This is a genomic window from Serratia sp. FDAARGOS_506 (genome assembly GCF_003812745.1).
Classification (GTDB): Bacteria; Pseudomonadota; Gammaproteobacteria; order Enterobacterales; family Enterobacteriaceae; genus Serratia.
Map to the genome: position 1 here is coordinate 1,171,611 of NZ_CP033831.1, position 21,771 is coordinate 1,193,381.

At 60.0% G+C, this 21,771-nt stretch carries 22 protein-coding genes; 9 read left to right on the plus strand and 13 right to left on the minus strand.

What is annotated here, in order from left to right; translation table 11 throughout:
* Positions 1-10: 10 nt before the first annotated feature.
* The 8 genes from EGY12_RS05910 to pilM all read right to left on the minus strand — a co-directional run bounded on the left by EGY12_RS05910 (position 11) and on the right by pilM (position 6,717).
* Complete coding sequence (locus tag EGY12_RS05910; RefSeq protein ID WP_123892853.1) at positions 11-1,024, minus strand: SPOR domain-containing protein; 1,014 nt, start codon at positions 1,022-1,024, stop codon at positions 11-13.
* A 156-nt stretch (positions 1,025-1,180) separates the two neighbouring features.
* Complete coding sequence (gene aroB / locus EGY12_RS05915; protein WP_123892854.1) at positions 1,181-2,281, minus strand: 3-dehydroquinate synthase; 1,101 nt, start codon at positions 2,279-2,281, stop codon at positions 1,181-1,183.
* 106 nt (positions 2,282-2,387) lie between these two features.
* On the minus strand, positions 2,388-2,909 hold the full coding sequence (gene aroK / locus EGY12_RS05920) for a shikimate kinase AroK (RefSeq protein ID WP_004391482.1): 522 nt from the start codon (positions 2,907-2,909) through the stop codon (positions 2,388-2,390).
* Between the two features lie 349 nt (positions 2,910-3,258).
* On the minus strand, positions 3,259-4,503 hold the full coding sequence (gene hofQ / locus EGY12_RS05925) for a DNA uptake porin HofQ (protein WP_123892855.1): 1,245 nt from the start codon (positions 4,501-4,503) through the stop codon (positions 3,259-3,261).
* Positions 4,500-4,859, minus strand: coding sequence for a HofP DNA utilization family protein (locus EGY12_RS05930; protein ID WP_123892856.1), 360 nt, complete (start codon positions 4,857-4,859; stop codon positions 4,500-4,502). The genes hofQ and EGY12_RS05930 overlap by 4 nt, the downstream gene beginning before the upstream one ends.
* Entirely contained in the window at positions 4,852-5,346 is a 495-nt protein-coding gene (locus EGY12_RS05935) for a hypothetical protein (protein WP_123892857.1), read from the minus strand. Before EGY12_RS05935 ends, EGY12_RS05930 begins: the two co-directional genes overlap by 8 nt.
* Positions 5,339-5,884, minus strand: coding sequence for a PilN domain-containing protein (locus EGY12_RS05940; protein ID WP_123892858.1), 546 nt, complete (start codon positions 5,882-5,884; stop codon positions 5,339-5,341). The genes EGY12_RS05935 and EGY12_RS05940 overlap by 8 nt, the downstream gene beginning before the upstream one ends.
* A complete protein-coding gene (gene pilM, locus EGY12_RS05945) occupies positions 5,884-6,717 on the minus strand; it encodes a type IV pilus biogenesis protein PilM (protein WP_123892859.1) in 834 nt (277 codons plus the stop codon). The genes EGY12_RS05940 and pilM overlap by 1 nt, the downstream gene beginning before the upstream one ends.
* Before the next feature lie 121 nt (positions 6,718-6,838).
* Between pilM and mrcA the strand changes: the two genes are divergently transcribed.
* Entirely contained in the window at positions 6,839-9,397 is a 2,559-nt protein-coding gene (gene mrcA, locus EGY12_RS05950) for a peptidoglycan glycosyltransferase/peptidoglycan DD-transpeptidase MrcA (RefSeq protein WP_123892860.1), read from the plus strand.
* Between the two features lie 52 nt (positions 9,398-9,449).
* On the opposite strand, the gene nudE is transcribed toward mrcA, so the two are convergent.
* Positions 9,450-10,004, minus strand: a complete 555-nt coding sequence (gene nudE, locus EGY12_RS05955; RefSeq protein ID WP_038878156.1) for an ADP compounds hydrolase NudE — start codon at positions 10,002-10,004, stop codon at positions 9,450-9,452.
* A 445-nt stretch (positions 10,005-10,449) separates the two neighbouring features.
* Here nudE and EGY12_RS05960 point away from each other — a divergent pair, with 445 nt between their 5' ends.
* The 7 genes from EGY12_RS05960 to EGY12_RS05990 all read left to right on the plus strand — a co-directional run bounded on the left by EGY12_RS05960 (position 10,450) and on the right by EGY12_RS05990 (position 17,353).
* On the plus strand, positions 10,450-12,585 hold the full coding sequence (locus EGY12_RS05960; RefSeq protein ID WP_123892861.1) for an intracellular growth attenuator family protein: 2,136 nt from the start codon (positions 10,450-10,452) through the stop codon (positions 12,583-12,585).
* Positions 12,586-12,683: 98 nt separating this feature from the next.
* Positions 12,684-13,364: a GMP/IMP nucleotidase gene (yrfG, locus tag EGY12_RS05965; protein ID WP_074026080.1), complete on the plus strand. Its 681-nt coding sequence runs from the start codon at positions 12,684-12,686 to the stop codon at positions 13,362-13,364.
* Positions 13,361-13,768: a ribosome-associated heat shock protein Hsp15 gene (hslR, locus tag EGY12_RS05970; protein ID WP_015379306.1), complete on the plus strand. Its 408-nt coding sequence runs from the start codon at positions 13,361-13,363 to the stop codon at positions 13,766-13,768. The genes yrfG and hslR overlap by 4 nt, the downstream gene beginning before the upstream one ends.
* A gap of 26 nt (positions 13,769-13,794) precedes the next feature.
* On the plus strand, positions 13,795-14,673 hold the full coding sequence (gene hslO, locus EGY12_RS05975; protein WP_123892862.1) for an Hsp33 family molecular chaperone HslO: 879 nt from the start codon (positions 13,795-13,797) through the stop codon (positions 14,671-14,673).
* 194 nt (positions 14,674-14,867) lie between these two features.
* Positions 14,868-16,487: a phosphoenolpyruvate carboxykinase (ATP) gene (gene pckA / locus EGY12_RS05980; RefSeq protein ID WP_123892863.1), complete on the plus strand. Its 1,620-nt coding sequence runs from the start codon at positions 14,868-14,870 to the stop codon at positions 16,485-16,487.
* Between the two features lie 126 nt (positions 16,488-16,613).
* Complete coding sequence (locus EGY12_RS05985; RefSeq protein WP_004930730.1) at positions 16,614-16,877, plus strand: plasmid stability protein; 264 nt, start codon at positions 16,614-16,616, stop codon at positions 16,875-16,877.
* Positions 16,874-17,353, plus strand: coding sequence for a type II toxin-antitoxin system VapC family toxin (locus EGY12_RS05990; protein WP_123892864.1), 480 nt, complete (start codon positions 16,874-16,876; stop codon positions 17,351-17,353). Before EGY12_RS05985 ends, EGY12_RS05990 begins: the two co-directional genes overlap by 4 nt.
* Positions 17,354-17,387: 34 nt before the next feature.
* Here the strand turns inward: EGY12_RS05990 and envZ are convergent, their stop codons facing one another.
* The 4 genes from envZ to cbpA all read right to left on the minus strand — a co-directional run bounded on the left by envZ (position 17,388) and on the right by cbpA (position 21,009).
* Positions 17,388-18,758, minus strand: coding sequence for a two-component system sensor histidine kinase EnvZ (gene envZ, locus EGY12_RS05995; RefSeq protein WP_038881686.1), 1,371 nt, complete (start codon positions 18,756-18,758; stop codon positions 17,388-17,390).
* The gene (gene ompR, locus EGY12_RS06000) at positions 18,755-19,474 is read right to left on the minus strand and encodes a two-component system response regulator OmpR (RefSeq protein ID WP_004709363.1); all 720 of its coding nucleotides are present in this window, start codon (positions 19,472-19,474) and stop codon (positions 18,755-18,757) included. The genes envZ and ompR overlap by 4 nt, the downstream gene beginning before the upstream one ends.
* 258 nt (positions 19,475-19,732) lie before the next feature.
* Positions 19,733-20,038 (minus strand): chaperone modulator CbpM, encoded by a 306-nt coding sequence (locus EGY12_RS06005; RefSeq protein ID WP_049202813.1) that lies wholly within the window; start codon positions 20,036-20,038, stop codon positions 19,733-19,735.
* A 5-nt stretch (positions 20,039-20,043) separates the two neighbouring features.
* Complete coding sequence (gene cbpA / locus EGY12_RS06010; RefSeq protein ID WP_123892865.1) at positions 20,044-21,009, minus strand: curved DNA-binding protein; 966 nt, start codon at positions 21,007-21,009, stop codon at positions 20,044-20,046.
* Positions 21,010-21,239: 230 nt separating this feature from the next.
* Here cbpA and greB point away from each other — a divergent pair, with 230 nt between their 5' ends.
* Positions 21,240-21,713: a transcription elongation factor GreB gene (greB, locus tag EGY12_RS06015; RefSeq protein ID WP_038878177.1), complete on the plus strand. Its 474-nt coding sequence runs from the start codon at positions 21,240-21,242 to the stop codon at positions 21,711-21,713.
* The last annotated feature ends 58 nt before the right edge of the window (positions 21,714-21,771 follow it).

Here is a 21,771-nt window from a genome sequence, read left to right on the forward strand (position 1 = left end):
TTTAAATGATTTATTTTTTAAGATCTTGCTGTACCTGATGTACAGGTCGGACCCATGGTTTTTTCGCCTGCACATCCGCCGGCAACGTAGCGATGGCACGCTTCGCTTCAGCAGAAGATGCGTAGTTGCCGCTTACCAGCACATACCACGGCTTGCCGTCACGCTTGGTGGCGTACACCAGGTAGTTCTGCAGCTTCTGCTGTTTGGCGTAGGCGTTCAGCGTATCGGAACGCGAAGCGCTGCTCAGTTGCAGCGTGTAATGGCTGCCCGGCGCAGACTGCAGCGAACTGCCGCTGCTGCTGACCGCCCCCGCTTTCGCGGTGGAGGACGACTTGGCCGGCGGCGTATACACCGTGGTCGGTGATTTATGCTGCGTTGCGGTCGGTTTGGTGGCGGCAGTTTTCGCCGGCGTTTTATGCTGTTGCTGCGCAGTGCCTTGCACAGGGCGCGTCGCCTCACGCGCCGCTGCGCCACTCATCACCGTCGCCGGTGCGGTCGGCAGCGTCGAGGCTGCGCCGGTCATGCCCTGGGTCGCGGCATCCACTTGCCCCTGCTGCTGCGACAGCGCATCCGCCATGTTGCCAGGCAGATCGACGCGCTGCTGCGCACCGCCCTGCTGGGGCTGAGTTTGCGCTTCGGTCGGCGTGCCGGAGATCGGCGGAACGCTGACGTTCTGCGGTTGCTGCGGCTGAGTCGCGCTCACGCCGTTGTTATCGTGGGTATCCGTCGTGCCGCCCGGCACGCCGTTGTTGGCGGTGGTCAGCGACGAAGAGCCGGACAGGTTGATGTCGCGAGCCGCGCCGTTTTGCGCGCCGCTATCCTGAGCCGCCTCATGCTTGGTCGGCGCCTTCAAGGCGGAACCGATACCGATAATCAGCAGCAACAGCACCAAAATGCCGATGCCAATCATCAAATGCTGGCGCGAAACGGCGAAGCGCGGCGCGGCGGCCGGCTTGCGCGAACGCGTAGGACGACGATCGCTGCTATCAGGTCTGAGATCGTCTTCCGGTTTAAACTCGTCCATCTGAAACCCTCCAACTAGAGGCAAAAGCCCACCACCGTAGACCTACCGTGGCACGGGCAGATTAACCCGATGATGGCAAAGCGACACCCGTCGTGCTCTGCTCACTGTATTAATATAGATGCAAATGGCGGCTAAGCCACTGTTACTTAGTCCGATTTAATTACGCTTCTGCTCAGGCAGGCAGGCGGCGATCGACGCCAACACCAGCTCATGCCCTACGCCGCCGCGCACTTCCGCCGCACCGATCGCGGTCGGCAGCACCAGACGCAGTTCACCCGCCAGCACTTTCTTGTCGCGCAGCATGTGCGGCAGATAGGACTCCGGCGCCATTTCCTGCGGCCCGCAAACCGGCAACCCGGCGCGCAGCAGCAGCGTTTTGATGCGTTCGATATCTTCAACGGAGAACTGGCCAAGACAGTGTGCGGTTTCCGCCGCCATCACCATGCCCGCAGCCACCGCTTCGCCGTGCAACCATACGCCATAGCCCATTTCGGCTTCGATGGCATGGCCGTAAGTATGGCCCAGATTCAGCAAGGCGCGCAGACCGCTTTCGCGTTCGTCGGCGGCCACAACCTCGGCCTTCAGCTCACAGCAGCGGCGGATGCAGTAGGCCAACGCCTGCATATCCAGCGCCATCAGCGCATCGATGTTGTTTTCCAACCAGACGAAGAACTCGCGATCGAGAATGATCCCGTATTTGATGACTTCAGCCAGGCCGGAAGAGAGTTCACGCGTCGGCAACGTTTTCAGGCAATCCAGATCAACCACCACCGAAGCGGGTTGATAGAAAGCGCCGATCATGTTTTTGCCGAGCGGGTGGTTGACGGCAGTCTTGCCGCCCACGGAAGAATCCACCTGCGACAACAGCGTGGTGGGAACTTGAATGAAGCGCACGCCGCGTTGATAGCATGCGGCGGCGAAGCCGGTCAGATCGCCGACAACGCCGCCACCGAGCGCGATCAGCGTCGTGTCGCGCCCGTGCGGTTTTTCGAGCAGCGCCGAAAACACCTGCTCCAACACCGCCAGAGATTTGTACTGTTCCCCATCGGGAAGGATCACCTGATCCACCACAACGCCGCCCTGCTCCAACACCTGTCGGACACGCTCCAGATAGAGCGGCGCCAGAGTCTGGTTGGTGACCAACATCGCTTGCTCACCTGCCTTCAACGGCATAAAAGAAGCCGGATCGTTAAACAATCCGGCGGCGATGGTAATCGGGTAGCTGCGCTCCCCAAGCGTTACAGTAATTCTCTCCATGTCGCGCTCAGTTCTCTGTATGGTGCGGCGGTGGTTGATCCCCGCAGCGGCGGGGAACACAAATCAGTTTTTCGCATTAGCCGACGGCAAACGCGAAAAGCGGCAATCAGTTGCTTTCCAGCATGTTGATGATCTGGTTGGCAACCACTTTAGCGCTCTGATCGTCGGTGCGGATGGTGACATCGGCAATCTCTTCATACAACGGATTGCGCTCTTTCGCCAAGGCTTCCAGCACTTCACGCGGCGGAGAGTCGACCTGCAGCAGCGGGCGTTTTTTATCACGCTGGGTGCGAGCCAGCTGCTTCTCGATCGTGGTTTCCAGATAGACCACCACGCCGCGTGCGGACAGACGGTTGCGCGTTTCGCGCGACTTCACCGAACCACCGCCGGTCGCCAACACAATCCCTTGTTTTTCCGTCAGTTCATTAATGACTTTTTCTTCACGATCGCGGAAACCTTCTTCCCCTTCCACGTCGAATACCCAGCCCACGTCAGCTCCGGTACGTCGCTCAATTTCTTGATCGGAGTCGAAGAACTCCATATTGAGTTGCTGAGCTAACTGACGGCCAATAGTGCTTTTGCCGGCACCCATAGGCCCAACCAGAAAGATATTGCGTTTCTCTGCCATGTTTTTCGGTATTACTAAGACAATTCGTTAATGTTAACCCGCCCCGCCAATCAAATCAGCGGCGGGACCTAAACTGAAACCTCATGAGCGATAGTGCGAGATCAGACGAAAAATTATCTCAACACTCTTGGTAGTTTGGCAACCGAATAAATCGCAATCCACGCCGCGGGAGGGAAACCATATGTTTTTAACGGCGTCTTGGCGCTAACAAAAAACCTCGGTGCTCAATTCGGTAACCCTTGTAAGCTAAATCGGCCGCAGCGTCAAACGCAGATCCCCCCAAGGAGATAAAAAAGTGTATCTGCTCATCAACTTTAGGAGATTTGCCGCCTGGCTGACAGGCAGCCGCTTAACCCTTAATCAGGGTCGGCGTAATGAAGATCACCAGCTCGCGTTTTTTTTGTTGTGTGCCGCTTTGTCGGAACAAGCCCCCCAATAACGGCGCATCTCCCAATCCCGGCACCTTGTCCGCCGTCTTGCCGCTGTGCCGTTGAAAAATACCGCCGAGCACCAGGGTTTCGCCGTTTTTCACCGTGATCTGCGTTTTAATTTCCTGTTTATCGATGGTCAGGGCTTCTCCCGCGCCCCGGCTGATGGCGCGTCCCGGCATATTTTGGCTGATGTGCAGCGTCAGCGTGATGCGCCCATCCGGCAGCACCTTCGGCGTCACCTCCATGCCAAGCACCGCCTCTTTAAACTCGATGGCGGTCGCACCGCTGGCGCCGCTTGACACTTCGTAGGGGATCTCCGTTCCTTGCTTGATGCTGGCGGTTTGCAGGTGCGCCGTCAGCAGGCGCGGGCTGGCGATGATCTCCACCTGATTCTCCTGCTCCAGCGCCGTCAGCTCGAGGCTCAGCAAGCGCCCGCTGATGCGCGCCAGGTGGAAACCGGCATTCACCGCGCTGCGCTCCAGCGGCAGGTTAACGCCGAGATTGCCTGGCCGCAGCGGCTGTGCCGGCCTGTCGTCGGGCGCCAATCCCCAACGCACGCCAAGTTCGCGCAGGCTTTCGCTGTTGATGGTCACGATATGCGCCGCCAGCTGCACCTGCGCCAGCGGCGCGTCCATTTCCGTTACCCGCTTTTTCAACTGCGCCAGGATCGGCGCGGTATCACGCAGCAGCAGCGCATTGGTGCGCTTATCCGCCAGCACGCTGCCCCGCTCGCTGAGCAAAGCACCGCGTTGGGCATTGAGGCTTTCGGCAATCTCCGCCGCATCGCCGTTCTGTAACGTCAGGGTCAGGCTGTGCAGCGGTTGCCGCTGCGCCAGCGCCTCCCGCTGCTGCCTTTTTTCCTGCGCGTTCGGCTCCGGCGAGATCAGCATCACGTTACCCTCCCGTGTCATCGCCAGGTTACCCATGCGCAGGGTCAGCGCCAGCGCCTGAGGCCAGGGCACATTCTCCAGCCGCAGCGTCAGGTTTCCGCTCACGCCGGGCGCGGCGATCAGGTTCATCTGCCGATAATCCGCCAGCGCCTGCAGGATGACCGTGACCGGCGCATCTTGAAACTCCAGCGAAATAACCTGTTTATCCTGCGCCAGCGCGGCGCCGAGCGCCAGACACCACAGCGCCACGCCCAGTCCGGTGCGTCCTTTCATGGTTTGCCATCCTTATCGTCCATCATCAGCAATACGTCGCCCTGGCTCGCCGGGCAATCTGGCTCGGTCGTCAGCGCCGTTAACGTCAGGCTGCGCGCCTGCACCTGCGTCACCAGCCAGCGCTCGGCCAGCACCCGCTGCTGAGGTCGCAGGCGTAGCCATTGCCCCGCTGGCGTCATCACCCAGCCATAACGTAACGGCGCTTGCCCGATGACACCTTTCAGGCGCCAGCCTGACGGCGATACCTCCAGCTGGGCACAAGCAGACTGCGGAGGTGGCGAAAACGGGTCGCGCGGTTCCGCGTATAACGCCCACGGCCATAGCAGCCACCACCAGCGGCCGGATCTTTTACTCATCGGCTTGCTCCTCGGAGGCATCCTGCAACACCAAGCGCGCCGCCATGCCCTGCGGCGGCGTCTCCACGCTCAGCTGTTCGAGGCGTAAATCGGCAGGCAACGCCCCCAGCAACGCCAGCAAACCGGCATAATCAATGCGCAAGCTCAGCGTTTGTCGCGGCGGTTTTTCCTGCCGTTGCCAGCGTAACAAGGCGCCTCCCGCACGTTGCAGCACGCTCGCCAGATCGCCGGTGGCGGTCGTGCCGATCGGCGTCGGCGGTATAAGGGTTTCCGGCACTTCGTCCAGTTGGCGCTGCACCATGGCGATCTGTTGCAGCAGGCGCTGTTGCCGCTCCGTCGCGCTTTCCCGCTGCCGCCATTCGTCTTGCAGCAGCCAGCCGCCGCCCAACAGTGCCAACATACCGATGCCCAACCATTGCGCCGCCAGTAATCGCCAACCCGGCAAGTCCAGCCAGAAGCGCAGCCCGGATGACAAACGGCTATCCATCGCGCCCCCATTGCAGTTGCGCCACCAGATGAAAGGTGTACAGGCCATCGTCGCGTTGCACCACCTCCGCCAAACGCAGCCGTGGCAATGTAGACATCTCCGCCAGCCTCCGTTCGAACTGCGTGATGGCCGCAGGAGTACGGCTCAACCCACGCAGCCGCAGGCCGTTCGCCATATCGCTTTCCAACGCCGTGAGCCACAGCGGAGGCGGAACAGTGCTGGACAATCGCTGCAGCAGCTGTAAGTAACGCCGGTTATGTTGGACATTGCGCGCCTGCCGTTCGGCGCGGGCACTGTGCATCGCTTGCTGCGCCCGCTCTTGCTGCTGCCGGCGGGCGAGCGACGTCAATGCCGTCAGCTCTTCACCCAGCATCGCCAGCCGCGCCTGCCGCTGCGTCTGTTGATGACGCAACTGGCCGGCAACCAGTAACAGCGCCAGCAACAGTACCGTTACCTGCAACAGCAGCACGCCCAACCAAAAATAGCCGCGCCGCCGATCGCGGCGCTGGCGCCAAGGCAGAAAGTTGACCTGATACATCAGCGATCCTCCTCGCGCAGCGCCAGACCTCCGGCCAACGCGAACGCCGAGGGATGCACAGGCAACGGCGGACGCAACTGCGTGAAGGCGCTGAGCGGCGACCAGGCAAGGCAACCGGCGGGCAAGTCTCCCGCCAGCACGCTGCCGGCATAGACCGGCCGATCGTCACCCGCTGGCGTCAGGGCTTGCAGCGCCAGCCGCGCCTGCGCACCATCATCGCCAGGAACCAGACCAAAGGCGAACGCGCCGTCGGCCGGCGCCACCCAAAGCCATTCCCGGTCGAGACGATGTATCAGCCCCGCGGCGAGCGGCACGCCCGCCGCCGTCGCCATCACCCGCAGCGCGCAAGGGGTGATATCGACCGCTTGTGGGTACAGGCCTGCCTGACGTAAACAATGCAGCCACTGCTGCAGCTCCTGCCGCCGCGCGGCGGTCAACAGCAGCGCCGCCTCATCCGCCGGTGCGGCGCGATAGTCAAGCGCCAGCGTCTGGCCGTCGAGCGGAAACTGTTTCAAGCCATGGCCACTGATATAGTCGCTGCGTTCCGGCTCGCGCAGCCGCGCATCCGGCTGCGCAATGCGCTGCTGCAACACGCGCTGCGCCGGCAGCGCAATGCGTAAGGAAATATGTCGCGGCAATTGGACGCGCCATTGCCGCAGCGCCCGGATCAAGAATTCGGAAGGTTCCAAACAGCCGTCGCGTAAAACGGCCTGCGGCAGCGCCTGCTGCCACCAGTGCCGCAGCTGCCAGCCGTTGCGGCGACGTTGGGCCGCCACCGCCCGCACGCAGTCGATTTGTATATCCAGCCCCACCTGCCATGCTTGAGGGAACATGTTTCGCAAGCCTCCATAACATCCGATGATAAAAGAACATATCCATGTCGCAGGCTTGCCTTTATACTACCGCGCGGTTGTTTATAAACTGCCCAAATGACTTAGAAATGGGAAATCTCAGGTGAAGTTCGTAAAGTATTTACTAATCCTTGCAGTATGTTGCATCGTGCTGGGAGCAGCCTCGATTTTCGGCTTGTACAAATATGTCGAGCCGCAGCTGCCCGACGTCGCAACGCTGAAAGACGTGCGGCTGCAAATACCGATGCAGGTTTACAGCGCCGATGGCGAACTGATCGCCCAGTACGGCGAGAAGCGCCGCATTCCGCTGAAACTGGATCAAATTCCGCCGGTGATGGTGCACGCATTCATCGCCACCGAAGACAGCCGCTTCTATGATCACCACGGCGTCGATCCGGTCGGTATCTTCCGCGCCGCCTCCATCGCGTTGGTCTCCGGCCACGCTTCGCAGGGGGCCAGTACCATTACCCAACAGCTGGCGCGTAACTTCTTCTTAAGCCCGGAACGCACCTTGATGCGTAAAATCAAGGAAGCCTTCCTGGCGGTGCGCATCGAGCAGATGCTCACCAAGGATGAAATCCTTGAGCTGTATCTGAACAAGATCTATCTGGGTTACCGCGCCTACGGCGTGGGCGCCGCCGCGCAGGTCTATTTCGGTAAAGACGTCAGCCAGCTGACTCTGAGCGAAATGGCGACCATCGCCGGCCTGCCGAAAGCGCCGTCCACCTTCAACCCGCTCTATTCGCACGATCGCGCCGTTGCCCGCCGCAACGTGGTGCTGTCGCGCATGCTGGACGAACACTACATCACGCAGGCGCAGTACGATCAGGCGCGCTCTGAAGATCTGGTCGCCAACTACCATGCGCCGGAAATCAGCTTCTCCGCGCCGTATCTCTCCGAGATGGTGCGTCAGGAGATGATCAAGCGCTACGGTGAGAATGCCTATACCGACGGCTATAAGGTTTACACCACCGTCACCAAACGGCTGCAGCTGGCGGCGCAGGAGTCGGTACGCAACAACGTGCTGGCCTATGACATGCGCCACGGCTACCGTGGCCCGTCCAACGTGTTGTGGAAAGTTGGCGAAGCGGCCTGGGATCGCAAACAGATCGTCGATTCGCTGAAAAACCTGCCGAACTACGGCCCGCTGGCGCCGGCGGTGATCACCGCCGCCAACCCGCAGGAAGCGACGGCGATGCTGGCCGACGGCAGCAACATTGCTCTGCCGATGGCGACCATGCGCTGGGCGCGCCCATACCGTTCGGACACTCAGCAAGGCCCAACGCCGAAACGCGTCACCGACGTGGTGCAGGCCGGCCAGCAGGTGTGGGTGCGCAAAGTGAACGAGGCCTGGTGGCTGTCGCAGGTGCCGGACGTCAACTCGGCGCTGGTCTCGATCAACCCGAACGACGGTGCGGTAAAGGCGCTGGTCGGCGGCTTCGATTTCAACCAGAGCAAGTTCAACCGCGTCACGCAGGCTCTTCGTCAGGTGGGGTCGAACATCAAACCATTCTTGTACACCGCCGCGATGGATAAAGGCCTGACGCTGGCCACTATTCTGAATGACTTGCCGATTACCCGTTGGGATGCCGGCGCCGGCACCGACTGGCGGCCGAAGAACTCGCCGCCGACCTACGACGGCCCGATTCGCCTGCGGCAGGGGCTGGGGCAATCGAAGAACGTGGTGATGGTGCGCGCAATGCGTGCGATGGGCGTCGACTACGCGGCGGAATATCTGCAGCGCTTCGGCTTCCCGGCGCAAAACATCGTGCATACCGAATCGCTGGCGCTGGGTTCCGCCTCCTTCACCCCGATGCAGCTGGTGCGCGGCTACGCGGTGCTGGCGAACGGCGGTTACCTGGTTGACCCGTACTTCATCACCAAGATTGAAGACGACAACGGCAATACGGTGTTCGAAGCCAAGCCGAAAGTGGTGTGCAGCAGCTGCAACCTGCCGGTGATCTACGGCGATACCCACCGTTCGGCGGTGCTGTCCGACGACAACATCGAAAACGTCGCCACCTCGCAGGAAGGCGGCAACAGCACGGTGCCAATGCCGCAGCTGGAGCAGGTTACCCCGGCTCAGGTGCAGCAGGACGGCGACCAACAGTATGCGCCGCACGTGATCAGCACGCCGCTGGCCTTCCTGATCCACGACGCGCTGAACAGCAACATCTTCGGCGAACCGGGTTGGATGGGCACAGCCTGGCGCGCCGGGCGCGATCTGAAACGCCATGATATCGGCGGCAAAACCGGTACCACCAACAGTTCAAAAGACGCCTGGTTCTCCGGCTATGGCCCGGATACCGTGACGTCGGTGTGGATCGGTTTCGACGATCATCGTCGTGACCTGGGCCGTTCGACGGTATCCGGCGCCATCCCGGATCAGATTTCCGGCGGTGAAGGCGGTGCCAAGAGCGCCCAACCGGCATGGGACGACTTCATGAAGATTGCGCTGGAAGGCATCCCGGAGCAGAAAGTCACGCCGCCGCCGGGCATCATCAGCGTCACCATCGACAAGAGCAGCGGCAAGCTCTCTGGCGGTGGCGGCGGCAGTCGTTCCGAGTACTTTATCGAAGGGACGCAGCCGACGGACTACCCATCGCGCGATACCGGTACCACGTTGACCGATCCGGGCGGTGAAAGCCACGAGCTGTTCTGATCGAAAAGGGCCAGAGAAATCTGGCCCTTTTTTTGTTCGGCGCGAAGCGTTATCAGCGCGAAGCGCGCAAAAACGCTTCGGAGAGGAACAGCGCGCTGACGTTGCGCGCCTCACGAAAATCCGGTTCCGCCAGCAGCGCCATCATGTCGGCGATCGGCCAACGCACCTGCGGCAGGGGCTCCGGCTCGTCCCCTTCCAGGCTCTGCGGATAGAGATCGTGCGCCAGCACGATATTCATTTTGCTGGAAAAGTAAGAAGGCGCCATCGTCAGCTTGCTGAGAAAATCAAAGCGCTTCGCGCCGTAACCCACCTCTTCCATCAGCTCGCGGTTGGCTGCCTCCAGCACCCCCTCACCGGGATCGATCAGCCCTTTCGGGAACCCCAACTCATAGGATTCGGTGCCCACCGCATATTCGCGGATCAGCAGCAGGTCATCGCCAATCACCGGCACGATCATCACCGCCTCGCGATCCGAAGGCCTCATGCGCTCATATACCCGCCGAACACCGTTGCTGAATTCCAAATCGACCGACTCGACGTTGAACAAACGCGAACGCGCGACGGTTTCCACTTTCAGAATTTTAGGTTTTTGCAGGTGTTTATCCATGATTGCCTCAAAGAGGTTACCCAGGCGCGGACGGGGCAACCGAAATAATGATTGGCGTAACGCACGGCTCGTTGGCGCTCAAACGCTGACCAAATTCGATCTTGATCACATTGTGCGTTAAGGGCAAGCTCCGCCGCAACGAGCATGAACAGTAATTTACTTTCTTTTAACAAGCGTAGCCAGCGGCGGGCGATTTTCCGTACTGATTCAGCAAACGGCGTGCATGAAAATAGGATAATGCCGATATCGACGGCAGAGGCCGGTTGCTAGTATCACGCAGGCAAGAATCAGTGATAAAATGGCCTTGCGTCATGAAGGAATGAGATCCAGAGCGAGAATCTGTTTGTTCCCTCATTAGTTCTGGGTGCCTCCTGGCGGTTTACTCCGTATAATATTCAGCTTTTCATCAGGTTGGCGAAATTCACGGGTGTGAGATGGGGATTGCATGAGCACAATAGTGTTGATATTGGCCTTAGTGCTTGTCTGCCTGATTGCGGCCGGTCTATACCTGTGGTTCAAGGCCCGCAACCCGTCGGCGCTGGCGCACGCACTGCCGTTTATCAAGCCTGCCCACCGCAAGCTGACCGACGAAGAGCGTGCCGCGGTCGAGTTCTATCTCAATCAACAAAACAAGCTAAGCAACAAACTGTTGCCCGGCGGCGGTGCTACGCTGCCCCCAGCCAAACTGGCGCTCACCCCGCAAAGCGATAACGTTTATCCCGTCACGCACGCCATCACTCGCTACGGGCTGGCCAGCGACGATCCCAATAAATGGCGCTATTACCTCGATGCCGAAGAGGTTCACCTGCCGCCGTTTTGGGAACCCTATATCACCGCCGACAACCATGTGGAAGTGATCCGCACTCAGACACTGCCACTGGTGATTTCGCTTAACGGGCACTCGCTGAAAGATCATATTCACGATCGGCCGCAAGCGCCGGTGGTGACCGCCGCGCCAACTAAAAACGCCTCTATCCGCAAGGAAGAGAGCGAGCATGTCGAGCTGGTCAATATTCGTAAAGAAACGCCGGAAGAGCATGCGCTGAACCGGCCGAACGGCATTCGTGAAGCCGTCATCATCTCCGCCGCGTTGCTGCTGCTGTTCTTCAGCCTGATAAGCCCGGTGCTGGTGATCCCGTGGATGATTTTCGTGGCGGTACTGATGATCGCCTGGGGATGCTGGAACCTGTTCCGCCGTCCGGCGTCACGCGAGCTGAAAGAGATCCATTGCCTACGCGGCACGCCGAAGCGCTGGGGCCTGTTCGGCGAATCCGGCCAGGGGCAGATCAGCAACATTTCACTCGGCATCATCGATCTTATCTACCCGCCGCATTGGCAGCCGTACCTGACGCAGGACCTGGGCAAAACCACCGATGTGGACGTCTACCTCAATCGGCAGGTGGTGCGCCAGGGGCGCTTCCTCTCGCTGCATGACGAAGTGAAAAACTTCCCGCTGCAGCAGTGGGGCCGCAACGCGGTGCTGGTCGCCAGCTCGGCGCTGGTGCTGCTGTTACTGCTGATCTATATCCCGCTCAACCTGCCGCTGACTCTCAGCATGGCCTGGCTGCAGGGTGCACAAAAAGTGGAAGTGACCAGCGTGCAGGCGCTGGAAGCCACGCCGCTACGCATCGGCGACACGCTGAAAGTGCGCGGCAGCGGCATGTGCTATGTCCCGCCGCCGGCTAACGGTGGCGGCGCCGCCAATTTCGCGCCGTTCGACTGCTCCGGCATTTACTGGAACAACGCCGCCCCGCTGCCACAGCCGGAATCTGAAGTCATAGACAAAGCGACGGCCCTGTTGACCACGGTCAACAGCCAGCTGCATCCGAGCGGCACCGATCAGAAGGTCAACCCGCAGCTGGCCAGCGCCATCGAGAAATCCGGCATGATCCTGCTGGACGACTTCTCTGATATCGTGTTGAAAACGCAGGATTTGTGCCAGGCAGAAAACGACTGCGTGCGGTTGAAAAACGCCTTGGTCAACCTGGGTAACGCCAAAAACTGGAGCAGCCTGGTGAAACGCGCCAGGTCCGGCGCGCTGCAAGGCGTCAACGTCCTGCTGCGCCCGGTGAGCGCCGAGTCGCTGGAAAGCCTGACCCAAGTCGCCACGTCGTCGTTCATCTTCAATGAGACGCGACTGGCCGCCGCCGCGCTCAATAGTCCGCCGCCGGGAGGGTTCCTGATCCGCAGCGACGAAGGCCGCCAATTGGTCAGCCACCCGCAACCGCCGGCGCCGCAGAGCGAATATAATGCCCTCGATCAGTGGAATGAGCTGCAACGTCTTTCCACTCTGCTGCTGCATACTCCGTTCCAGGCGCAGGGCGTGATCACCAGCCTCAGCGTCGATGCCAACGGCACTCGCCACGTGGCGCTGCACAGCGAACCGGATATGATCACCCTGTGGCGCTACCTCGGCACCAGCCTGCTGCTGCTGGCGGTGGTCGTCAGCCTGGGCTATAACGCCTGGCGGCTGGTGCAGCGTCGGCGCATCAATCAGCACCGCGTCGCCGATATCCAGCGTTACTATGACAGCTGCTTCAATCCGCAGCTCAATCCGATGTCGATGCGGCCGATGGCCTGAACCTGACATCAGGGCCTCCGCCCTGTCATCTGCTTATGCTACGCTAACGCTATTATTCTCATCTGCGGACCGCCCGTCGGTCCGCCCGTGGAGTTTTTATGGTTCCCGAGTTTGACTGGCCGCAGATCGATACCGTGTTGCTGGATATGGACGGCACCTTGCTGGATTTGGAGTTCGACAGCCATTTTTGGCTCAGCCTGGTGCCGCAGGCCCTGAGCGAAAGGCGCGCCATTCCGTTTGACGAAGCCCGTAATATCATTGAGCGGGAATATCAGGCGGTGCAGCACACCATGAACTGGTACTGCTTCGATTACTGGAGCGAGCGGTTGGATCTGGATATCTACCGTATGACCAGCGAAGTGGGCAGCCGCGCCCGGCTGCGCGAAGACACCGAGCCGTTTTTACGGGCGCTGCGCGACGCCGGTCTGCAAACCATTTTGCTGACCAACGCCCATCCGCACAGCCTGGCGGTGAAAATCGAGCATACCGGTCTGGATCGGCACCTTGATTTATTGTTTTCTACCCACACATTTGGTTATCCGAAAGAAGATCAGCGTCTGTGGCAAGCGGTGCAGCAGCACACCGGATTCAATCCGCAGCGCACGCTGTTCGTCGACGACGGCGAGCCGATCCTCGACGCGGCGCGCACTTTCGGCATTCGTTACTGCCTGGGCGTGCAAAATCCGGACTCCAGCACGGCGGAGAAAAGCTTCCAGCGCCATCCGTCGATGCGCGACTATCGCCTGCTGATACCGGCGCTGGCCAAGGGGGAAGCATGAAGGAAAAAGCGACGCGCGACGACGCGGTCAGATTGGATAAGTGGCTGTGGGCCGCGCGCTTCTATAAGACCCGCGCGCTGGCGCGCGAAATGATCGACGGCGGCAAGGTGCATTACAACGGCCAGCGCGGCAAGCCGAGCAAGATTGTCGAACTCAACGCCGAGCTCAAGCTGCGGCAGGGCAACGAAGAACGCACGGTGATCGTGCTGGCGCTGACCAGCCAACGCCGCGGCGCCGGCGAGGCGCAGCAAATGTATCAGGAAACCGAAGCCAGCATCGCCAACCGCGAAAAAATGGCGCTGGCACGCAAGATGAACGCGTTGACCATGCCGCATCCGGACCGTCGTCCGGACAAAAAGGAGCGGCGCGACCTGATGAAATTTAAATTTGGTGAGCCGGAATAACCCCCTCACCGCAATGAGAGAAGATTATGTCCAACCATGACCAATTGCACCGTTACCTGTTTGAAAACTACGCGGTGCGCGGCGAGCTGGTTACCGTCAGCGAAACCTATCAGCAGATCCTGAACAACCACGACTACCCGGCGCCGGTGCAAAAGCTGCTGGGCGAGCTGCTGGTCGCCACCAGTCTGCTGACCGCGACCCTGAAGTTCGACGGCGACATCACCGTGCAGCTGCAAGGCGACGGCCCACTGAAGCTGGCGGTGATCAACGGCAACAACCGCCAGGAGATGCGCGGCGTTGCGCGCACCCAGGCGCCTATCGCCGACGACAGCACCTTGCATCAGATGATCGGCAACGGCGTCATGGTCATCACCATTTCGCCGACGGAAGGCGAGCGCTATCAGGGCGTGGTCGGCCTGGAAGGTGAAACCTTGGCCGAATGCCTGGAAGCCTACTTCCGCCAGTCTGAGCAGCTGCCAACCCGCCTGTTCATCCGTACCGGCGAAGCGGAAGGCAAGTCCGCGGCGGCCGGTATGCTGCTGCAGGTGCTGCCGGCGCAAGACGGCAACCTTGATGATTTCGATCATCTGGTGCAACTGACCAACACGGTAAAAAGCGAAGAGCTGTTCGGCCTACCGGCCAACGAAGTGCTGTACCGCCTGTACCACCAGGAAGAGGTCACCCTGTACGAACCGCAGGATGTGCAGTTCCGTTGCACCTGTTCGCGCCAGCGTTGCGCCGACGCGCTGCTGACCCTGCCGACCGACGAAGTGGCGGACATGCTGGAGCAGGACGGCAATATCGACATGCACTGCGACTACTGTGGCAGCCACTATGTCTTTGACCCGGTTGATGTTGCCGCTTTGTATGCGGGTAACACCGGCGAAAGCGACCAGTTGCACTAAGTCATACCCCCTCGGCGGGCGCGCCCGGCGCTCGCCAACGCCCGCCGTTTGCACGTTTGCTTTTTTCCGTGTGCTATCTCTCAGATCGTAACGAAATACCGCCTAAAACGTTAAATATTTGATACCCATCGCGGTTACGCACCGTTAGATCCCTACAATTGCCGCCAGAAATTCTGTGACCAAGGAGTAGTAACATGCGCGTTAAAGGTATAACCCCTCAGGATCTGGCCGCTTACGGCATTCACGACGTCAGCGAAATCGTTCACAACCCGAGCTATGAACTGCTGTTTAAGGAAGAAACAGACCCATCTCTGGAAGGTTTTGAGCGTGGGGTAGTCACCAAGCTGGGTGCCGTCGCCGTCGATACCGGCATCTTCACCGGCCGCTCGCCGAAAGACAAATACATCGTCCGCGACGACATCACCCGCGATACCGTGTGGTGGGCCGATCAGGGCAAAGGCAAAAACGACAACAAACCCCTCAGCCCGGAAGTGTGGGCCGATCTGAAACACCTGGTCACCGAGCAATTGTCCGGCAAGCGCCTGTTCGTGGTGGATACCTTCTGCGGCGCCAACGCTGACTCGCGCCTGAAAGTGCGCTTCATCACCGAGGTGGCCTGGCAGGCGCACTTCGTGAAAAACATGTTCATCCGCCCGAGCGACGAAGAGCTGGCCGACTTCGAGCCGGACTTCGTGGTGATGAACGGCGCCAAATGCACCAACCCGAACTGGCAGCAGCAAGGCCTGAACTCGGAGAACTTCGTCGCCTTCAACCTGACCGAGCGCATGCAGCTGATCGGCGGCACCTGGTACGGCGGCGAAATGAAGAAAGGCATGTTCTCGATGATGAACTACCTGCTGCCGCTGAAAGGCATCGCCTCGATGCACTGCTCGGCCAACGTGGGCGAGAAAGGCGACGTGGCGGTATTCTTCGGCCTGTCCGGTACCGGCAAGACCACTCTCTCCACCGACCCGAAACGTCAACTGATCGGCGATGACGAGCACGGCTGGGATGACGACGGCGTATTCAACTTCGAAGGCGGCTGCTACGCCAAGACCATCAAGCTGTCTGAAGAAGCCGAGCCGGACATCTATCACGCCATCAAACGCGACGCGCTGCTGGAAAACGTCACCGTGCTGGCCGACGGCAGCATCGACTTCAACGACGGTTCGAAAACCGAGAACACCCGCGTTTCTTACCCGATCTATCATATCCAGAACATCGTCAAGCCGGTGTCCAAGGCGGGTCACGCCACCAAGGTGATCTTCCTGACCGCCGATGCCTTCGGCGTACTGCCGCCGGTATCGCGTTTGACCGCCAACCAGACTCAGTACCACTTCCTGTCTGGCTTCACCGCCAAGCTGGCCGGCACCGAGCGCGGCGTAACCGAACCGACGCCAACCTTCTCCGCCTGCTTCGGCGCTGCTTTCCTGTCGCTGCACCCGACGCAATACGCCGAAGTGCTGGTGAAACGCATGCAGGCCGCCGGCGCCCAGGCTTATCTGGTCAACACCGGCTGGAACGGCACCGGCAAACGCATCTCGATCAAAGATACGCGCGGCATCATCGACGCCATCCTGAGCGGTGAAATCGACAAGGCGGAAACCGTTACTCTGCCAATCTTCGATCTGGCAATGCCGACCGCGCTGCCGGGCGTGAACCCGGAGATCCTCGATCCGCGCAATACCTACGCCAGCCTCGAGCAGTGGCAGGAAAAAGCGCAGGATCTGGCCGAGCGCTTCATCACCAACTTCGACAAGTACACCGACACGCCTGCGGGCGCCGCGCTGGTCAGCGCCGGCCCTAAGCTGTAATTCGGTAGCATTACCTCTTCAGCTAAGGCGCGGATCCCGCGCCTTTTTTTATTTTCTGTGATTGCTTTTTAACCAGCAAGGCGGGAAAATAAGTCAATGCAATCATTGATAGCACAGGAGGTTTCAATGGCTACTATCACCGTCAGAAATCTGGACGACGAAATCAAAGAGCTGCTGCGTATCTCAGCGGCGAAAAACGGCCATTCCATGGAAGAGGAAGCGCGCATGATCCTGAAACAGGCGCTGGTGAAAAAGCCGCCGCGCTATGGATTGGGTACCTGGATGCATCAGCACTTCGCCGAATTCGGCGGCGTCGAGCTGGAGATCCCACCGCGTGACGCCGTGCCACCACGCATCGTCACCTTTGATGATGAAGATGACAACGCATGATTATTCTCGACACCAACGTCATTGCAGAAACGCTGCGCCCCAGTCCGTACTACAACGTCATTAACTGGTTAAATGAAAAGGACAATGACGAGCTCTATCTGAGCGCCATTGTCCTGGCCGAACTGTTCAGCGGCGTCGCCTGCATGCCTGACGGCAAGCGCCAGCGGGATCTCAAGCTCAAATTGGCGGACGCGATTGAATTGAAGTTCGAGGGGCAGATATTGCCGTTTGATGGGCTGTGCGCGATGCAATACGCGGAATTGACGGCAAGGAATCGGCTTCTGGGTAAAGCGATGAGCGTGCCGGATGCCCAAATCGCCGCCACCTGCCTGCATTACGGTGCCGCCCTGGCCACCCGCAATACCAAAGACTTCCTCCACTGCGGCATCGAGTTAATCGATCCGTGGCAGGCGCCGACCGGCCGTCGGTTGCATGAGGATGCGGCGGAATACTACGTGATGAGCAGGAAGTCCTGACGGGGCCGCAACGACGCGGCCCGCGCCAAGAGCGTCAGGCGTTTTCCCTGGCGGTTTGATGGCCGTTGGCCGACTCTTTTTTCTCCATCGGCAACGGAATATACGCGCGGATCAATAGCCCACCGCGTTCGCTGGTGCCGATATCCAGTTCGCCGTCGTGCGCGTCGATAATACGCTGCACGATCGCCAGCCCCAGACCGGTGCCGCTGGTGCTGCGCGCGCTGTCACCACGTACGAACGGCTGCAACAGATGCTTCAACTCTTCCGGCTTGATGCCCGGGCCGTCATCCTCCACCTGGAACCAGCCGCGCTGCAGCTCGCGGCCGCTGCTGACTTTGATCCAGCCGTTGCCGTAACGCGCCGCGTTCACCACCATGTTCACCGCCGCCCGCTTAATCGACAGCGGGTGCACGTTCATCATCAGCTCGCCCGGCGACAGCGCGGTTTCAATCACCCGCTCATAACCGCTTTCCGCCGCAACCACCTCGCCCAAAATGGCGTTCAGATCGCTGCTTTCAGTCGGCATCTCCTGCCCGGTGCGCAGATAGTCGATGAACTGTTCGATGATGGCGTTGCACTCTTCGATATCTTTATTGATCGACTCGGCCAGATAGCCGTCTTCGGCGCTCATCATCTCCGTCGCCAGCCGGATACGCGTCAACGGCGTGCGCAGGTCATGGCTGACCCCGGCCATCAGCAAGGTGCGATCGTCCGCAAGCTGCTTGACGCCCGACGCCATCTGATTGAAAGCGCGAGTCACCGACCGTACTTCGGAAGCGCCATACTCGCGCAGCGGCGGCGGAATGATACCCTTGCCCACCTGCAGCGCCGCATGTTCCAGCTCCACCAGCGGGCGGTTTTGAATGCGGATAAACAGCCAGGCGCCACCGATCGCCAGCAGCATGATCGCCAGCGTATAACGGAACAGCGGAGAGAAGTCACCCTGGTGGATTTCCGTCAGCGGCACGCGCACCCAGATGTCAGGCTGCAGCCAGGTTTTCAGCCACACCACCGGGGAGTTCTTGTTCACCTCCACCCGCACATCGGTCGGACCGCCGAGCTGTTGCGCCATCTGCTGGCTGAGGAACTGGTAGTGCTGCGCCCAGCGCAGGCCGCTCTCCTCCGCCGCCGAGTTGGTGTAGAGAGAGATGCCCAATTCGCGGTAAATCTCACGGCGGAACGCCGGTGGCACTTCCAGCAGCGTGCCGTCCTCCAGCTGCAGCCGATCGGTCATCAGCATACGCACTTCGTAAGCCAATACCTTGTTGAACTGCTGCAGGCTGGGCAGGATGGCGAAGTTCAGCACCACCAGATAGGTCGTCACCAGGCTGACGAACAGCAAGGTGACGATCAACAACAGGGTTCGGGCAAACGAGCTACGCGGTGAAAAGCGCAATCGCCTCATGCCTTGCTGCCGTCCGGGACGAACACGTAGCCGAGACCCCAAACGGTCTGGATATAACGCGGGTGCGCCGGGTCTTCTTCTACCATGCGGCGCAGGCGAGAGATCTGCACGTCGATCGAGCGCTCCATGGCGCTGTATTCGCGGCCACGCGCCAGGTTCATCAGCTTATCGCGCGACAACGGTTCACGCGGGTGGCTGACCAGCGCCTTCAGAACCGCGAACTCGCCGCTGGTCAACGGCATCGGTTCGTCTTCGCGGAACATCTCGCGGGTGCCGAGGTTCAGTTTGAATTTGCCGAACGCGATCACCGCTTCTTCCTGCGAAGGCGCGCCCGGCAGTTCGTTAGCCTGGCGGCGCAGCACCGCGCGGATGCGAGCCAACAACTCACGCGGGTTGAACGGTTTAGGAATGTAGTCGTCGGCACCGATTTCCAGCCCCACGATGCGATCGACCTCTTCGCCTTTGGCGGTGACCATAATGATCGGCATCGGGTTGCTCTGGCTGCGCAGGCGGCGGCAAATGGACAGGCCGTCTTCGCCCGGCAACATCAGATCGAGCACCATCAGATGGAAGGATTCACGGGTCAGCAAGCGATCCATTTGCTCAGCGTTGGCAACGCTGCGAACCTGGAAGCCCTGCTCGGTTAAATAACGTTCTAAAAGCGCGCGCAGGCGCATGTCATCATCGACAACCAGGATCTTATGATTCTCTTGCATGGTATTACTCCCAAAGGCTTTATTGCCTGACTCGAATATTGTTAGAAAACCTTGCCATTTGAGACAGCGTTTAATGGTATGTATTCTAGACGAAATTGTTACAAAGCTTATTCTTTTCCCCATTTATCAACAATTTTCATCGAATGTCGACGGGGGTTCGTCAAAATTTCGCCCTTTATCGGCGCAATGTGGGGCGGCGGCCCAATTTTGCGCAATTTCGCCACCGCCGAACCGCACGGTGGCGTTTATGATGGCGAGTCAGGAAGTTTGCAAGAAACGCGCCAGCTGCCGACGCAGCTGGCGGTTCTCTTGCTGCAGCGCATCAACTCGATCGAGCAGTGTCAGCGCCATGGCGATCCCCGGCCAATCCAGATCCAGCTCGGCCCGCAGCCTGCGCGCGCGCTGAAGATGGCTCAGCGCCGGGTAATCGAACTCCCAGCTCGGCTGCGCCGGCTCCAGCGGCACGATCACACCCAGGCCGACGATCTCGACCAGTTCATCCTCTGAAATCTCCACCCTCTGACACAGTTCCACCACGGTGAATGTGATCTCTTTTTTCATCATGTGCTTTACTCCCATTCCGCGCGCGGGTTGAACGCCGCCTGTTCAGCCAGCTCTCGCCACAGGGCGCTGGCCTTCTCGTTCGGCTTCGGCGGCATCACCACCTTGAGGATGACATACAGATCGCCGGGCTCTTTCTTGCCCGCCAGCCCCTTGCCCTTGACCCGCAGCCGTTTGCCGCTCTGGCTGCCGGCCGGCACGGTCAACGCGATTTTGCCGGTCAGCGTCGGCACCTCGATGCTGGCCCCCAGCGCCGCTTCCCACGGGGCGAGCGGCGCCACGATGCTCAGGTTGTGGCCGTCAATCTCGAACAGCGGATGCGGCGCGAGGCGGATGACCAGATACAGGTCGCCGTTCTGGCCACCGCCCACGCCGGCAACGCCCTGCCCCTTGAGGCGAATGCGCTCGCCGTCGCCCACGCCAGCCGGGATTTTCACGTTCAGCGTTTTGCTGGCTTCGCTCACCTGCCGCCCCAGCTCGTCGTACACCGGCAGCTTGTAGGAAATCTCGCGGCTTTGGCCATGCAGCGTTTCCTCGAGGAACAGCGGCACCTCCATCTCCAGATCCTGGCCGCGGAAACCATGCCCGCCGTGCGAGTGCGAAGCGGAACGGTGCCCGCCCGCCGCGCGCCCGCCGAACATGCTTTCGAAGAAATCGGAGAAGTCTTGCGCGTCGGCGCCGCCGCCGCCGTGCCATGAAGCGCTCTGCTGATAGCCGCCGCGATCGCCGCGCGCCTGGCGGCCAAAGTTCGGATCGTTACGGTGCAGCCGGATCTGATCGTACTCGGCGCGGCGCTCTTCGTCCTTCAGCACCTCATAGGCTTCGGCAAGCTCCTTGAATTTGCTCTCGGCATCTTCTTCGGTGCTCACGTCAGGGTGATATTTACGCGCCAGCCGGCGGTAGGCCGTTTTGATGGTTTTCAGATCGGCGTTGGGCTCGACGCCCATCGTTGCGTAGTAATCTTTAAATTCCATGCGGTAATACCTTCAATGTGTTGGGTTGTGCGCCAAAATTCCTTGTCTCTCTCGCCAGATATCCTCCTTTCGTCACATTCCTTTTCCGCTATCGCTAAGCATACTCCCGATTGTTAAAAGCTGCGCAAACTGAATAAAAACCGTGCGACAACGCGCAGGCCCGCGCGCCATTTCTAAAGCCTCTCGCATTCACGTACACTGTGGCGGTGGCCCCTTAAAGATAAATCACGATGAGAACTCAACTGATAACCCGTGAAGGGTATGACAAGCTCAAACAAGAGCTGGATTACCTCTGGCGCGAAGAACGCCCCGAGGTGACCAAGAAAGTGACCTGGGCCGCCAGCCTGGGCGACAGAAGCGAAAACGCCGACTACCAGTACAACAAGAAGCGACTGCGCGAGATCGACCGCCGCGTCCGCTATCTGACCAAATGCCTGGAGCAGTTGAAAATCGTCGATTACTCACCGCAGCAGGAAGGCAAAGTGTTCTTCGGCGCCTGGGTGGAAGTAGAGAACGAAGACGGCGAGACCAAACGCTTTCGCATCGTCGGTTACGACGAGATCTTCGGCCGCAAGGATTACATCTCCATCGACGCGCCGATGGCGCGCGCCCTGCTGAAAAAAGAGGTCGGGGACGTCGCCACCGTCAATACGCCGCTGGGCGAGGCGCAGTGGTACGTGAACGAGATAGACTACCCGAAGTAAGCTTTCAGCTTTTTCCGAACCGCCGCCAACGCCGCCGCCTGCGCTGTTCTCCACGCCG

Coding starts and splice junctions, on each gene's coding strand:
- EGY12_RS05910 (WP_123892853.1), bottom strand. CDS start 1,024: ATGGACGAGTTTAAACCGGAAGACGATCTCAGACCTGATAGCAGCGAT.
- aroB (WP_123892854.1), bottom strand. CDS start 2,281: ATGGAGAGAATTACTGTAACGCTTGGGGAGCGCAGCTACCCGATTACC.
- aroK (WP_004391482.1), bottom strand. CDS start 2,909: ATGGCAGAGAAACGCAATATCTTTCTGGTTGGGCCTATGGGTGCCGGC.
- hofQ (WP_123892855.1), bottom strand. CDS start 4,503: ATGAAAGGACGCACCGGACTGGGCGTGGCGCTGTGGTGTCTGGCGCTC.
- EGY12_RS05930 (WP_123892856.1), bottom strand. CDS start 4,859: ATGAGTAAAAGATCCGGCCGCTGGTGGTGGCTGCTATGGCCGTGGGCG.
- EGY12_RS05935 (WP_123892857.1), bottom strand. CDS start 5,346: ATGGATAGCCGTTTGTCATCCGGGCTGCGCTTCTGGCTGGACTTGCCG.
- EGY12_RS05940 (WP_123892858.1), bottom strand. CDS start 5,884: ATGTATCAGGTCAACTTTCTGCCTTGGCGCCAGCGCCGCGATCGGCGG.
- pilM (WP_123892859.1), bottom strand. CDS start 6,717: ATGTTCCCTCAAGCATGGCAGGTGGGGCTGGATATACAAATCGACTGC.
- nudE (WP_038878156.1), bottom strand. CDS start 10,004: ATGGATAAACACCTGCAAAAACCTAAAATTCTGAAAGTGGAAACCGTC.
- EGY12_RS05960 (WP_123892861.1), top strand. CDS start 10,450: ATGAGCACAATAGTGTTGATATTGGCCTTAGTGCTTGTCTGCCTGATT.
- yrfG (WP_074026080.1), top strand. CDS start 12,684: ATGGTTCCCGAGTTTGACTGGCCGCAGATCGATACCGTGTTGCTGGAT.
- hslR (WP_015379306.1), top strand. CDS start 13,361: ATGAAGGAAAAAGCGACGCGCGACGACGCGGTCAGATTGGATAAGTGG.
- hslO (WP_123892862.1), top strand. CDS start 13,795: ATGTCCAACCATGACCAATTGCACCGTTACCTGTTTGAAAACTACGCG.
- pckA (WP_123892863.1), top strand. CDS start 14,868: ATGCGCGTTAAAGGTATAACCCCTCAGGATCTGGCCGCTTACGGCATT.
- EGY12_RS05985 (WP_004930730.1), top strand. CDS start 16,614: ATGGCTACTATCACCGTCAGAAATCTGGACGACGAAATCAAAGAGCTG.
- EGY12_RS05990 (WP_123892864.1), top strand. CDS start 16,874: ATGATTATTCTCGACACCAACGTCATTGCAGAAACGCTGCGCCCCAGT.
- envZ (WP_038881686.1), bottom strand. CDS start 18,758: ATGAGGCGATTGCGCTTTTCACCGCGTAGCTCGTTTGCCCGAACCCTG.
- ompR (WP_004709363.1), bottom strand. CDS start 19,474: ATGCAAGAGAATCATAAGATCCTGGTTGTCGATGATGACATGCGCCTG.
- EGY12_RS06005 (WP_049202813.1), bottom strand. CDS start 20,038: ATGATGAAAAAAGAGATCACATTCACCGTGGTGGAACTGTGTCAGAGG.
- cbpA (WP_123892865.1), bottom strand. CDS start 21,009: ATGGAATTTAAAGATTACTACGCAACGATGGGCGTCGAGCCCAACGCC.
- greB (WP_038878177.1), top strand. CDS start 21,240: ATGAGAACTCAACTGATAACCCGTGAAGGGTATGACAAGCTCAAACAA.